This is a genomic window from uncultured Nevskia sp., assembly GCF_903885465.1.
In the GTDB taxonomy this organism is placed as follows: domain Bacteria; phylum Pseudomonadota; class Gammaproteobacteria; order Nevskiales; family Nevskiaceae; genus Nevskia.
In genome coordinates this window covers 1-12959 of record NZ_CAISIQ010000150.1, presented here as the reverse complement: position 1 = coordinate 12959, position 12959 = coordinate 1, and the positions used below count along the sequence as shown (strand labels likewise).

10 protein-coding genes are annotated in these 12959 nt (G+C 63.9%); 6 read left to right on the top strand and 4 right to left on the bottom strand.

The window, feature by feature from the left end:
• A partial coding sequence (locus QZY06_RS05565; protein ID WP_295681348.1) for a TonB-dependent receptor occupies positions 1 to 2534 on the bottom strand: 2534 nt, incomplete at its 3' end.
• A gap of 369 nt (positions 2535 to 2903) precedes the next feature.
• Between QZY06_RS05565 and QZY06_RS05560 the strand changes: the two genes are divergently transcribed.
• The 5 genes from QZY06_RS05560 (at position 2904) to QZY06_RS05540 (ending at position 7991) form a co-directional block, all read left to right on the top strand.
• On the top strand, positions 2904 to 3917 hold the full coding sequence (locus tag QZY06_RS05560; RefSeq protein WP_295681347.1) for a sulfate ABC transporter substrate-binding protein: 1014 nt from the start codon (positions 2904 to 2906) through the stop codon (positions 3915 to 3917).
• A 37-nt stretch (positions 3918 to 3954) separates the two neighbouring features.
• Complete coding sequence (locus QZY06_RS05555; protein WP_295681346.1) at positions 3955 to 4947, top strand: sulfate ABC transporter substrate-binding protein; 993 nt, start codon at positions 3955 to 3957, stop codon at positions 4945 to 4947.
• 18 nt (positions 4948 to 4965) lie between these two features.
• Entirely contained in the window at positions 4966 to 5808 is an 843-nt protein-coding gene (gene cysT / locus QZY06_RS05550) for a sulfate ABC transporter permease subunit CysT (protein ID WP_367275572.1), read from the top strand.
• Between the two features lie 132 nt (positions 5809 to 5940).
• Positions 5941 to 6834, top strand: a complete 894-nt coding sequence (gene cysW / locus QZY06_RS05545) for a sulfate ABC transporter permease subunit CysW (protein WP_295681343.1) — start codon at positions 5941 to 5943, stop codon at positions 6832 to 6834.
• Between the two features lie 23 nt (positions 6835 to 6857).
• A complete protein-coding gene (locus QZY06_RS05540; RefSeq protein WP_295681342.1) occupies positions 6858 to 7991 on the top strand; it encodes a sulfate/molybdate ABC transporter ATP-binding protein in 1134 nt (377 codons plus the stop codon).
• A 110-nt stretch (positions 7992 to 8101) separates the two neighbouring features.
• Here the strand turns inward: QZY06_RS05540 and lysS are convergent, their stop codons facing one another.
• Positions 8102 to 9607 carry a lysine--tRNA ligase gene (gene lysS / locus QZY06_RS05535; protein ID WP_295681340.1) on the bottom strand — a complete coding sequence of 502 codons (1506 nt, stop codon included), beginning with the start codon at positions 9605 to 9607 and terminating at the stop codon, positions 8102 to 8104.
• A gap of 136 nt (positions 9608 to 9743) precedes the next feature.
• Positions 9744 to 10839, bottom strand: a protein-coding gene (prfB, locus tag QZY06_RS05530; protein ID WP_295681339.1) for a peptide chain release factor 2 whose coding sequence is annotated in 2 segments (ribosomal slippage) — positions 9744 to 10766 and positions 10768 to 10839 — 1095 coding nt in all. Because the reading frame shifts where the segments join, the coding sequence is not laid out codon by codon here.
• A 185-nt stretch (positions 10840 to 11024) separates the two neighbouring features.
• On the opposite strand from prfB, the gene QZY06_RS05525 reads away from it, so the two are divergent.
• Positions 11025 to 12419, top strand: coding sequence for an OmpA family protein (locus QZY06_RS05525; protein WP_295681338.1), 1395 nt, complete (start codon positions 11025 to 11027; stop codon positions 12417 to 12419).
• 108 nt (positions 12420 to 12527) lie between these two features.
• Here the strand turns inward: QZY06_RS05525 and QZY06_RS05520 are convergent, their stop codons facing one another.
• Positions 12528 to 12797: a hypothetical protein gene (locus QZY06_RS05520; protein WP_295681336.1), complete on the bottom strand. Its 270-nt coding sequence runs from the start codon at positions 12795 to 12797 to the stop codon at positions 12528 to 12530.
• Positions 12798 to 12959: the final 162 nt, after the last annotated feature.

The window sequence follows — 12959 nt, the reverse complement described above, 5'->3', positions numbered from 1 at the left end:
GTCACGCCGAAGGTGCGCGGATCACCCGGCTGGCCCACGTAGAGACCGGTGCCGCCAAAGCCTGGCGACAGCAGTTCGTAGTAGTGCTTGTCGAACAGGTTGCGGGTCCAGAAGTAAAGATCCCAGCCTTTCGAGCTACGGAAGCCGATACGGGCGTTGACCAGTTCGTAGCCGTCCACGTTCAGGTAATCCGAAGGCGTGGCTGACGACGAGAACCCGGAGCGGTAGCTGAAGTCGACGCCAGTGAAGTAATCGCCACTGCGGCCCAGCAAGTTGCCCGGCGTGAACAGTTCGCCACCGAGACTGGTCGAGAACTTCGAGATGCCTGGCAGGCGGCTGCCGGAGATGTCCTCGACATCGTTCGGACGCGGCCGGCCCGTGTTCTCGAGCGAGAGCGGGGCGTTGGTGAACTTCCGGTACTTGCCGTCGGTGTAGCTCGCCGCTGCATAGACGCTGACGTGCTCGCCGAAGCGGGCATTGCTGTCGAACTCGATACCGCGGACCCGAACCTTGTCGGCATTGGCCAGGTAGCCACGCGAGGTCGCAGCCGAGTTGTCCTGCACCTGCGCCTGGAAGTCCTTGATGTCGGTGTTGAAGGCCGCCAGGTTGACGGTGACGCGACGGAACGGCCGGGTCTTGATGCCGATCTCGTAGTGGCTCACCTTCTCCGGCTTGATCGTGGCCAGGCTCAAATCCGGATTGCTGGTGCCGGGAATGTTCGGAACGCCCGCCGTGTTCAAGCCCACCGTCTTGAAGCTGCGCGAATAGGTGGCGTAGGTGTCGACGTCCTCGATCGGGTTGTAGGCCAGCGTGATCTGCCCGGAGACATTGGTGTCATCGATGTCATCAGCGTAGGTCTGCTGAGGCAGCTGGGCGAGCTGCACGGCGCGCAGCGCGGGATCGTTGGAGGTGTCCTGACCGCCGGAAACCTGTGCGTCGTAGTTGATCTTCTTGCGGTCGTAATTCAGTCGCAGGCCGGGCAGCACGCGGATCTGGTCGGTCAGCTTCCACTCGAGCTGACCGAACAGCGCAGCGCTGTCGAACACGGAGCGGACGCTGAGACGCTGGGTCAAGCCATCGAGCAGGGCCGAGTTGCTGGCGTTGGCCGTGCCGGCCAGCAGCCAGCGTGAAGCAGCCGAGCCGAGCGCGGTGGTCTGCACCGGATTCGACTTGATGACCTGATGGAAACCGAACAGGCCGACGACGTAGTTCAGGTCCTCGTTGATGTCCCCGGCAAAGCGGAATTCCTGCGACAGCTGCTCCTGATACGACGTGGCGGCGGAAACCGTATTGACCGGCAGGCCGATGAAATCCCGGTCATTCGATGGACGCCAATCCCAGACGCGATAGGCGGAGATCGAGGTGAATGTGCCGTAACCGGTGTTCCAGTCGGCCGTCAGCGAGCCGCCACCGAGGTCCTGGTAGGACTGGATCGGCGAGCCGACGTCGGTCAGGCGATCGAAGGCGTTGAAGCTCGGCGGCGTGTAATTCAGCGAGGCCGCGATGGCGGCGTACTGGCGGTTCTCGGCGCGCAGGGTCGGCGCAACGCCGGCGACCACCTGCGTGTAGCCCTCGGGCCGCTGGCGCGTCCAGTCACCGGCGAAGGTCAGGCTCAGGTTGTCGAGGACGTTGTAGAGAATCTGGCCGCGAATGCCGAGGTTGCTGAGATCGTTGACGTCATCCTGGGTGGCGACGTTGTAGAGGAAGCCGTCGCGCTGAGTGCCGGAGAACGAGATGCGGGCGGCGATGTCGTCGGTCAGCGGGCCGGTCAGCGAGGCCTTGCCCTGCACGTAGCCGTAGTTGCCGTACGACAACTCGACCGCCGAGCCCGGCGTGAAGCTCGGCTTCTTGGTGGTGACGTTGACGGCACCGGCCGTGGTGTTCTTGCCATAGAGCGTGCCCTGCGGGCCACGCAGCACTTCGATCTGCTCGACGTCGATGAAGTCCAGCGTGGCGGCGGCCGGGCGGGCGAAATAGACGCCGTCGATGTACAGGCCGACGCCCTGCTCGATGCCATCATTGGTCAGGCCGTACGGCGCACCGAGACCGCGGATGTTCAGTGCGGAGTTGCGCGGATTGGTCGAGTAGAACTGCACGCTCGGCAGCGCTTCCTTCAGGCGGTTGACGTTGAAGGCGCCGGTCTGGTTGAGGAAATCGCCGTTTATGACCGACACCGCGATCGGCACCTTCTGCAGGCTTTCGGTCTTGCGGCGCGCAGTGACCTGCACTTCGTCGAGCACGGCGGGGCTGTTGCCGGGCGCAACCTCGGCTTTCGCAACCTCGGTCTGTGCGACTTCGACGCGAGAGGTCGTCTCCGAAGCCGGCTGGGCGGCGTCGCCAGGCTGGGCGGCCGGCGTCACCGCAGCACTCTGGGCAAGCTCCTGGGCAAGGGCCGGCGCCGCCCAGAGATAGAGCAGCGCAACCGAGGCGGCGGAGCCCAGGGTCAGGCGCCGGCGAGGCTGGCGAGCGTCTGGTTTGCCGGAATTCGGCGTGGTTGCCGCTGCGGTCGAAATCGTTTGGTCTTGGCTTTTCATCGTGGTCAGGGCTGGAGATCAATCGGAAGGGAACCCGATGGCCGCAGACATTAACGATATAAAAAGCAAATTTTAAATATCCAATATCTCTATATAAATAAGTTCCCTCCTTTCGTCGAAAACTTGACTTCGCGTTGACGCAGCTAAACCTCGTCAGCGGGCATTCGCCCGCCAGACGGGCGATCCGGCCGGCTGGCGGGGTCTTGCAATACCAGCATGAGCTTTGTCAGCATTATTCGATTGAAAGCTTAAAAAGAACTTTGTAAGTCTTTTGAATTACATGATCGTCTGCGAATAATTCATCGTCTGCCGCGCCCGTCGGCGGCGACCATCCTCATCTCCAGCCTTTACAGAATTCCCGGAATCTCCATGTCTACCCGCCTGCTGGCGCTCCGCGCCGTCCGACTTGCTGCCGCCGCCTTCCTGCTGGGCGGCGCGGCCGCTTACGCCGATCTGTTGAATGTCAGCTACGACCCGACCCGCGAGTTCTACAAGGACATCAACGCGCAGTTCGCCGCCGACTGGAAGGCGAAGACCGGCAAGTCGACCACCGTGCAGGCCTCGCACGGCGGCTCCGGCAAGCAGGCGCGTGCGGTGATCGACGGCCTGGAAGCCGATGTCGTCACCTTGGCGCTGGCCTACGACATCGACTCGATCTCCGAAAAGGGCGGCCTGCTGCCGGCCGACTGGCAGAAGCGCCTGCCGAACAACTCCTCGCCGTATACCTCGACGATCGTGTTCCTGGTCCGCAAGGGCAATCCGAAGGGCATAAAGGATTGGTCCGATCTGATCAAGCCGGGTATCTCGGTGATCACGCCGAATCCGAAGACCAGCGGCGGTGCGCGCTGGAACTACCTCGCCGCCTGGGGTTATGCACTGAAGGCCAACGGCGGTGACGCCGCCAAGGCGCAGGCCTTCGTCACCAGCTTGTTCAAGAACGTGCCGGTACTCGATACCGGCGCCCGCGGTTCGACCACCACCTTCGTCCAACGCGGTCTCGGCGATGTGCTGATCTCCTGGGAGAACGAGGCTCTGCTGTCGATCGAGGAACTGGGCCCGGACAAGTTCGACATCATCGCCCCGAGCTATTCGATCTTGGCCGAGCCGCCGGTGGCGCTGGTCGACAAGAACGTCGACAAGCACGGCTCGCGTGCCGAGGCCGAGGCCTACCTGAACTTCCTGTACACCCCGATCGGCCAGAAGCTGGCGGCCAAGCATTACCTCCGGCCGTCGAAACCGGAAAGTGCTGATCCAGCCGATCTCGCCCGCTTCCAGAAGACCACGCTGTTCAAGCTCGACGACGTGTTCGGTTCCTGGGCCAAGGCGCAGAAGACCCATTTCGCCGATGGCGGCGTGTTCGACCAGATCTATCAGGCCAAGTAAGCCCCAATCCCCAAACCAGGCCTTTGCCGTGTAACTGATGAAAAAGCTCTCCTCCATTGCCGGGCTGTTGCTCGCGCTCGCGACCAGCTCGCCGGGTGCCGCTGAACTGCTCAACGCTTCGTTCGATGTCGCCCGGCCTTTCTACAAGTCGTACAACACCGCGTTCGCCGCTGAATGGAAGCGGCGCTCCGGCAGCGAGCCGACCCTGAATGTCTCCCACGGCGGCTCATCGAAACAGGCGCGCGCGGTGATCGACGGCCTCGAAGCCGATGTGGTGACGATGAACAGCCCGCTGGACATCGACGCGATCGCCGCCAGCGGCCTGCTGGCCAAGGACTGGCAGACGCGCTTGCCGCAGGCCTCGAGCCCGTCGTGGTCGACGATCCTGTTCATCGTCCGCAAGGGCAATCCGAAGGGCATCCGCGACTGGTCTGATCTGGTCAAGCCTGGCGTCAAGCTGGTGATTCCGAACCCGAAGACGTCGGGCAACGGCCGCTACAGCTATCTGGCCGCCTGGCAGTACGCCAAGACCCGACCGGGCGGCAATGACGACGCGGCGAAAGCCTTTGTCAGCAAGCTGTTCGCCAATGTGCCGGTGCTCGATACCGGCGGCCGCGGCGCGACCACGACGTTCGCTCAGCGCGGTGTCGGCGATGTGCTGCTGACCTTCGAGAACGAGATCGCGCTGATCCGCGAGGAGTTCGCCAAGGACGGTTTCGAGGTCGTGGTGCCCTCGCTGACCGTGCGCGCCGACAACCCGGTTGCCGTGGTCGACAAGGTCGCCGCCAAACACGGCAGCACCGAACTCGCCCGCGCCTATCTCGAATACCACTACAGCCCGGAAGCCCAGGCGCTGTTCGCCGCCAACGGCGTGCGCCCGGCCGATGACAAAGTGCTGAAAGCCAACGCGGCCCGCTTTCCGGCCGTGAACGTCTTCACCGTCGAACAAGGCTTCGGCAGTTGGGCACAGGCACAGTCCGTGCATTTCTCGGACGGCGGTCTGTTCGATCAGCTGTTCGCCAAGAAATAAGCCCCTGCTCTCTCGCCGATGACCGCCACCGCATTGCCCCGGCCACGCCGGACCCGGCGCACCATGCCCGGATTGACGCCGACGCTCGGCTTCACGCTGTTCTATCTCGGCATGATCGTGTTGATCCCGCTGGCCGGCGTGTTCTTCAAGGCCTCGGGCCTGGGCTTCGCCGGGCTGTGGAAAGTCATCACCTCCGAACGCGTGCTCGCGGCACTGTCCTTGAGCTTCGGCGCTGCCGCGATTGCCGCCGTACTGAATGCGATATTCGGCGCCATCGTCGCCTGGGTGTTCGTCCGCTATGAGTTTCCGGGCAAGCGTCTGTTCGATGCCTTCATCGATCTGCCGTTCGCGCTGCCGACCGCCGTTGCCGGCATCGCGCTGACCGCGCTGTACTCGGAGAACGGCTGGATCGGCTCGGTGCTGGCCCACGCCGGCATCAAGGTCGCGTACACGCCGCTCGGCATCATCGTGGCGATGACTTTCATCGGCCTGCCGTTCGTGGTGCGCACCGTTGAACCGGTGTTGCGGGAAGTGGAACGCGATCTCGAAGAAGCGGCCGCGACGCTTGGCGCGCGGCGCTGGCAGACGGTGCTGCGAGTCATCGCGCCGGCCGTGTTTCCGTCGCTGGTCACCGGTTTCGCGCTGTCGTTCGCGCGCGCCGTCGGCGAGTACGGCTCGGTGATCTTCATCGCCGGCAACTTCCCGATGGTTTCGGAAATCGCGCCGCTCTTGATCATCATCAAGCTCGAGGAATTTGACTACAAGGGCGCGACGGCCGTCGCCGCGACGATGCTGGTGCTGTCGTTCCTGCTGTTGCTCACCATCAACTTGCTGCAGGCGTGGGTGAGACGACGTGTTTAGCGAGCACCGCTCGCTGCGGCGTCGAACGCCCAGTCAGGGATGGCTGGGCTGGCGGTCGTCGATCGTGCACCGTCGCGGCAGGGACGCCATGCCGCAGTCCACCAATCAGAGACTGGTTTCGGGAAGCAGGTCATGAATCACACCGTCAAGGACGCGGCTTTTCTTCCGTTCGAACCACTCAAGCAAACCAACTCGGTCATCAACGAACCGCGGCTGGTGCGCTGGCTGCTGATCGCTGCGGCACTCGGTTTCCTGTCGCTGTTCCTGCTGCTGCCGCTGCTGTCGGTATTCGTCGAAGCGCTGCGCAAGGGCGCGGGTGCCTACTTCGCCGCATTCGGCGATCCGGAAACGCTGGCCTCGATCAAGCTGACCTTCATCGCTGCCGCGATCGCCGTGCCGCTGAATCTGGTCTTCGGTCTGAGTGCTGCCTGGGCGATCACCAAGTTCGAGTTCCGCGGCAAGCAGTTGCTGATCACCTGCATCGATCTGCCGTTCTCGGTCTCGCCGGTGGTTGCCGGCCTGATCTTCGTGCTGATCTTCGGCGCGCAGGGCTGGGCCCAGCCCTGGTTCGGCGATCACATCGGCAAGGTGCTGTTCTCGACACCCGGCATCGTGCTGGCCACGATCTTCGTGACCTTCCCGTTCATTGCCCGCGAGCTGATTCCGCTGATGCAGGAACAGGGCACCGAAGACGAACAGGCCGCGCTCAGCCTCGGCGCCACCGGTTGGCAGACCTTCACCAAGGTCACCCTGCCGAACATCAAGTGGGCGCTGCTCTACGGCGTGTTGCTCTGCAACGCCCGCGCGATGGGTGAGTTCGGCGCGGTCAGCGTGGTATCCGGCCACATCCGCGGGCTGACCAACACGATGCCGCTGCACATCGAGATTCTCTACAACGAGTACCAGTTCGTTTCCGCATTCGCGGTCGCGTCCCTGCTCGCGCTGCTGGCAATGGTGACCCTGGCGGTGAAGTCCTTCCTCGAATGGCGCTACGCCGACCAGCTCGCGGCAACGCGCCGCCACTGATCACGCCTCAACTCCCGACAAAAATGGATATCCAGATTCGCGGCGTGCAGAAACACTACGGCAGCTTCCACGCGCTGCGCGGCATCGATCTCGACATCGCCTCCGGCGAACTGCTGGCGCTGCTCGGCCCCAGCGGCTCGGGCAAGACCACCTTGCTGCGCGCGATCGCCGGCCTGGAGCCGCTCGATGGCGGTCAGGTGAAGTTCGGGGATATCGACGCAACAGGCTTGTCGGTGCAGGAGCGGAAGGTCGGCTTCGTGTTCCAGCAATACGCGCTGTTCAAGCACATGACCGTGTTCGACAACATCGCCTTCGGCCTCAGTGTGCGGCCGAAGAAGGAACGCCCGGATACCGCGACGATCAACAAGCGGGTGCGCGAGCTGCTGGAACTGGTGCAACTCGGCGGGTTGGAGAAACGCTATCCGGCGCAGTTATCCGGCGGCCAGAAGCAGCGCGTGGCCCTGGCCCGCGCGCTGGCGATTGAACCAAGAGTGCTGCTGCTCGACGAGCCGTTCGGCGCGCTCGATGCCAAGGTGCGCAAGGACCTGCGCCGCTGGCTGCGCAGCCTGCATCGCGAAACCGGCTACACGACGATCTTCGTCACCCACGATCAGGAAGAAGCGCTGGAACTCGCCGATCGCGTGGTGGTGATGAACCGCGGCGTCATCGAACAGGTCGGCACCACCGACGAAGTCTGGGACGCGCCGAGCACGCCCTTCGTCTACGACTTCCTCGGCACGCCGAACGTGTTGCCGGCGAGAGTCGAACGCGGCGCCTTGCTGCTCAACGGCGCGACCGCGACCTTGGCGACGGCGGGCGCGGCGCCGGAAGGCCCGGTCAACGTCTACACCCGGCCGAACGAGCTGCGCGTGGTCGGCGACGACGATACGGCGGCACTGGCCGGCAAGGTCGTCGAGACCCAGCGGACCGGCCTGCTGCTGCGCCTCGGCGTGAAGCTGCTGAGCAGCGGCGATGTCATCGAGATCGAGCTGCCGCATCCCGACCCCGCCGTGCAGCGCTGGCAGATCGGCGATAGCATCCGCGTCCGGCCATCACGCTACAGCCTGTTCCCGCGTGCCGTCGCAACGGCGACCGAGGAATCCGGCTACGACCCGACCCTGACCGTGACCGAGCATCGCGAACGCAGCCGGACCTGAGGTAGGGCGGGCCGCGCCCGCCTTGCTCTGGGATTCGCGCGGCGTCGGCGGCAGTGGGCCGTGGGCCGCCCCACGATTCAGACTTCCGGCCGCATCGCTGGGTTGACTGTTTAACTTTCCGGCCGCATCGCCGGAAAGAGTAGAACGTCGCGAATCGACGGTGAATCGGTCAGGAACATCACCAGACGATCGATGCCGATGCCGACACCCGCAGTCGGCGGCAGGCCGTATTCGAGCGCACGGATGTAGTCGGCGTCGTAATGCATGGCCTCGTCGTCGCCGGCGTCCTTGGCTTCGACCTGCTTGAGGAAGCGCTCCTTCTGATCGTCAGGATCGTTCAGCTCCGAGAAGCCGTTGGCGACTTCGCGGCCGCCGACGAAGAACTCGAAACGGTCGGTGACGTCCGGGTTGGCATCGGAACGGCGCGCCAGCGGCGACACTTCCGTCGGGTACTCGATGATGAAGGTCGGCTGCACGAGCTTGGCTTCGACGGTTTTCTCGAAGATCTCGGTCAGCAGCTTGCCCGGGCCCATGTCCGGCTTGACCGGGATGTGCAGCGCTTTCGCCGCGGCCGCCAGATAGTCGCGGTCGAACAGCTGGCTGGCATCGAGATTCGGGTTCTCGGCGGCCACCGCGTCCTTCATCGATATGCGCGTGAACGGCTGCGCCAGATCGAAATCGACGCCCTGATAGCTCAGGCTCGTCGTACCCAGCGTGGCCTGGGCTGCATTGCGGATCAGCGCTTCAACGAGGTCCATCGCATCGAGATAATCGGCATAGGCCTGATAGAACTCGAGCATCGTGAACTCGGGATTGTGGCGCGTGCTCAAGCCTTCGTTGCGGAAATTACGGTTGATCTCGTAGACCCGCTCGAAGCCGCCGACGACCAGGCGCTTCAGATACAGCTCAGGCGCGATGCGCAGGAACAGATCGCGATCGAGCGCGTTGTGATGGGTCACGAACGGCTTGGCGGTGGCGCCACCGGCGATCGGCTGCAGCATCGGCGTCTCGACTTCGACGAAGCCGAGGCCATCGAGATGGCTGCGGATCGAGCGCACGGTGCCGGCGCGGATCTGGAACGTGCGGCGCACGTCCGGATTGACGATCAGATCGACATAGCGCTGGCGATAGCGGATTTCGGTATCGGTGAGGCCGGCCCACTTCTCGGGCAGCGGCCGCACGGTCTTGACCAGCAGTTCGATCGCATCGGCCTTGACCGACAGCTCGCCGGTCTTGGTGCGGAACATGGTGCCGGACACGGCGATGATGTCGCCGACGTCCCAGGTCTTGAACTCGGCATAGCGTTCGAGGCCGACGGCTTCGTTCTGCACGAAGGCCTGGATGCGGCCGCTCATGTCCTGGATCTGCGCGAAGCTGGCCTTGCCCATCACCCGCTTGGCGATCAGGCGGCCGGCGAGCTTGTGGCGGTTGCCGAAGGCTTCAACGTCCAGCGCTTCGCCTTCGAGCGCGCCGTAGCGCGCGTGCAGCGCTTCGGCCAGCGCATCGCGACGGAAGTCGTTCGGGAACGCCTGGCCGGCGGCACGCAGCTTGTCGAGCTTCTCGCGCCTGGTCGCAATGATGTGGTTCTCGTCCTGCGGCTTCTGGTCGTCGGTCATGGCATCACGTCTGAAAAGCGGGCCTCACGCAAAGACGCAAAGCCGCAAAGGAACAACACATCATCGAAACGCAGATGACGGTCTTGATCTTGGCGTCTTTGCGCCTTGGCGTGAGCGGCTTTTCGGCCGACGCCACTTACAGCCCCGACTTCAGGCTCGCTTCGATGTACGGATCGAGATAGCCATCGAGGACCTTCTGGGTGTCGGCGATTTCCACACCGGTGCGCAGATCCTTGATCCGCGACTGATCGAGCACGTACGAGCGGATCTGGTGACCCCATTCGATGTCGCTCTTGGAATCCTCGATCTTCTGCTTCGCGACGTTGCGCTTCTGAAGTTCCTGCTCGTACATCCGCGAACGCAGCATCTTCATCGCGGCATCGCGATTCTTGTGCTGGCTGCGCTGGGTCTGGCAGGCGACTACGATGCCGGTGGGCACGTGGGTGATGCGGATCGCCGATTCGGTCTTGTTGACGTGCTGGCCGCCGGCACCCGAAGAACGGAAGGTGTCGACCTTCAGGTCCGCCGGATTGATGTCGATCTCGATCTTGTCGTCGATCTCCGGCGACACATAGACGCCGGCAAAGCTGGTGTGGCGGCGGTTGCCGGAATCGAACGGCGACTTGCGCACCAGGCGATGCACACCGGTCTCGGTTCGCAGCCAGCCGTAGGCGTAGTCACCCTCGATCTGCAGCGCGGCGGACTTGATGCCGGCGACGTCGCCATCGCTCAGTTCCAGCAGTTCGACCTTGAAGCCCTTGCCTTCCGCCCAGCGCGTGTACATGCGCAGCAGCATCGAAGCCCAATCCTGCGCTTCGGTGCCACCGGCGCCAGCCTGGATGTCGAGGAAGCAGTTGTTGGCGTCGGCTTCGCCGGCGAACATGCGCTTGAATTCCATGTCCTCGGCGGTCGCGCGGTAACCATCTACTTCACGGGCGATCTCGGCGACCGAAGCTTCGTCGCCTTCCTCGGCTGCCATCTCCAGCAGCTCCGCGGCATCGATGAGCGCGGTGCGGACCTTGGTCAGCGGCTGGACGATGTTCTCGAGCATGGCCCGCTCGCGGCCCAGGGTCTGGGCGCGCTCGGGCTTGTCCCAGACGTCATTTTGTTCAAGTTCCTTGACGACTTCGTCCAGGCGCTCGCACTTGACATCGTAGTCAAAGATAGCCCCGGAGCGCGTCGAAACGCACTCGCAGGGCCGTAATCTCACTCTTGATCGGGTTGATTTCCACGCTATGGGCCACAGTTCGGCGATGCTCGACGGGCGCGCAGTATAGTCGGCGACGTCCAAGGGTTGAACCTCACATGCGCCCTATAGTTGTCGCTGCCATCAGGCGCATGATAAAAACTCGTTCGTACGGCTACTTTCTCAACAGCCGTGGCTCGCACCACCACTAATAAAGCGCAGGGGAGAACGATGATCAATTTTCGCATCCGTCCAAACGGCTTGCTCGTGCTCGCCCTCTGGTCGGGCGTGGCAACGGCAGTCCACGCCGATGAGGCGGACCGCCGTTTCTATGTATCGCCTATGGGCAATTACACGATCGGCGACAGCGACCGGAGCAAGGACGATGGCGTTGGCGGCAGCATTGCCGTAGGCAAGCGGCTGACCAGCAACCTCGACCTCGAAGTCTTCGGTCATTTCACCAACTATCCGAACGGCTCGTCCGGCAAGGACGGGAAACTGTTCGGTGCCGGTGCCGGCGCCAACATCTTTCCGTTCCCGACCCATCCGCTGCTCGACGGTGCGTACATCCGCCTCGCCGCGTCGCGCGGTCAGGGCAAGGACATCCCGGGTCTGGTCAAGGACTACACGTCGACGATCTTCGACGCCGGCCTTGGCTACCTATTCACGTTGAGCAATGCGCCGCTGGGTCCGTTCGCGCCGGGTATCGCACTGCGCGTCGAGGCGCTGTATCGCCATGACGCCCACGGCCGCAGCGACGTCGGCATCAGCCCGTCGCGCGACCAGTACTTCCAGGACATCGCGATCAACGTCGGCCTGCGCATTCCGCTCGGCGGCCGCGGCTCGGCTCCGCCTGTCGAAGCGCCGAAGGAAGAAGTGGCGATCGTGCCGGTCGAGGAAGCTGCAGCTCCGCCTCCGCCACCACCGCCGCCGCCGTGCGAACCGCCGGTCCCTGGCCAGCCGATCAACCTCGACGGTTGCAAGGAAGGCGATACCCTGGTGCTGCGCGGCGTCAACTTCGAGTTCGACAAGGCGAAGCTGACCGTCAATGCCAAGGCACTGCTTGATCCGGTGGCCGATGCGCTGATCGCGCGTCCGGACATCAAGGTCGAGATCGATGGTCATACCGACTCGAAGGGCAGCGACGCGTACAACCTGAAGCTGTCCGATGCGCGTGCCGCCTCGGTCGTCGCCTATCTGGTGGGCCGTGGCGTCAGCGCGGACCGCATGACCAGCAAGGGCTTCGGCGAATCGATGCCGGTGGCCGACAACGCCACCGACGAAGGCCGCGAGTTCAACCGTCGCGTCGAGCTGAAGATCACCGAAGCCAGCGGCGGCGGTGTCACCGTCGCTCCGGTGGATGGTTCGTCGGAAGCCGCACCGGCTGAAGCAGCCCCGGCCGAGGCAACACCTGCCGAAGCCGCTCCGGCGGAAGCGGCCCCTGCTGAAGCTGCGCCGGCCGAAGAAGCACCGGCTGCCGAAGCTGCGCCTGCAGAAGAAGCGCCAGCTGAATCGGCGCCTGCCGAAGCCGCTCCGGCTGAAGCAGCGCCAGCTGAAGCCCCGGCTGACGCTGCTCCTGCCGAAGAAGCACCTGCTGAAGCCCCGGCCGAAACGCCGCCGGGCTGATGCTTGAAGGATCAGCCGGCCTGCAAAGGCCGGTTGATCGGATTCGAAAAACCCCGCATCGGGAAACCGCTGCGGGGTTTTTTATGGCCGAAGCATCCACTCAGCGGCTTAGCTGGCGCGACGGCCAACCACGCGGATCGCCGGCAAGGTGCCGAGATCGGCCACCGTGCGCGGCAGCTCGACACTCTGCTGCGCGTAGATGCGCTCGGCGTCAGTGCCGCTGCGGATCAGGGTCACGGCGAAGCTCATGTGCAGCGCCAGCGCGGCCATGATGGCGGCGGTCGTCTGCAGGCCACCGCTTTCTTCACGAGCGGCCTGGCGGCGGCGCGCATAGGAAACCGGCTGGGCGGTGATGGTGGTGGTGGTGATCGAATTCATGGTCGTCCTCGCGTGCGTCATTTGAGTGGTGCCGGATCGGCGTGCGCCGTTATCGTTTCGGCACCTCTGAGATGCAGCGAGATCGCCATCTGGATTAAAGCGATTGCAAAAAATTTTCCATGCCGACAAGCACTTGTAGCGTGGAACCTGTCCGCGGACAGG

Excerpts from the sequence above, each read along its gene's own strand:
- QZY06_RS05560 (WP_295681347.1), top strand. The coding sequence starts at position 2,904 with ATGTCTACCCGCCTGCTGGCGCTCCGCGCCGTCCGACTTGCTGCCGCC.
- QZY06_RS05555 (WP_295681346.1), top strand. The coding sequence starts at position 3,955 with ATGAAAAAGCTCTCCTCCATTGCCGGGCTGTTGCTCGCGCTCGCGACC.
- cysW (WP_295681343.1), top strand. The coding sequence starts at position 5,941 with ATGAATCACACCGTCAAGGACGCGGCTTTTCTTCCGTTCGAACCACTC.
- QZY06_RS05540 (WP_295681342.1), top strand. The coding sequence starts at position 6,858 with ATGGATATCCAGATTCGCGGCGTGCAGAAACACTACGGCAGCTTCCAC.
- QZY06_RS05525 (WP_295681338.1), top strand. The coding sequence starts at position 11,025 with ATGATCAATTTTCGCATCCGTCCAAACGGCTTGCTCGTGCTCGCCCTC.
- QZY06_RS05520 (WP_295681336.1), bottom strand. The coding sequence starts at position 12,797 with ATGAATTCGATCACCACCACCACCATCACCGCCCAGCCGGTTTCCTAT.
- cysT (WP_367275572.1), top strand. The coding sequence starts at position 4,966 with ATGACCGCCACCGCATTGCCCCGGCCACGCCGGACCCGGCGCACCATG.
- lysS (WP_295681340.1), bottom strand. The coding sequence starts at position 9,607 with ATGACCGACGACCAGAAGCCGCAGGACGAGAACCACATCATTGCGACC.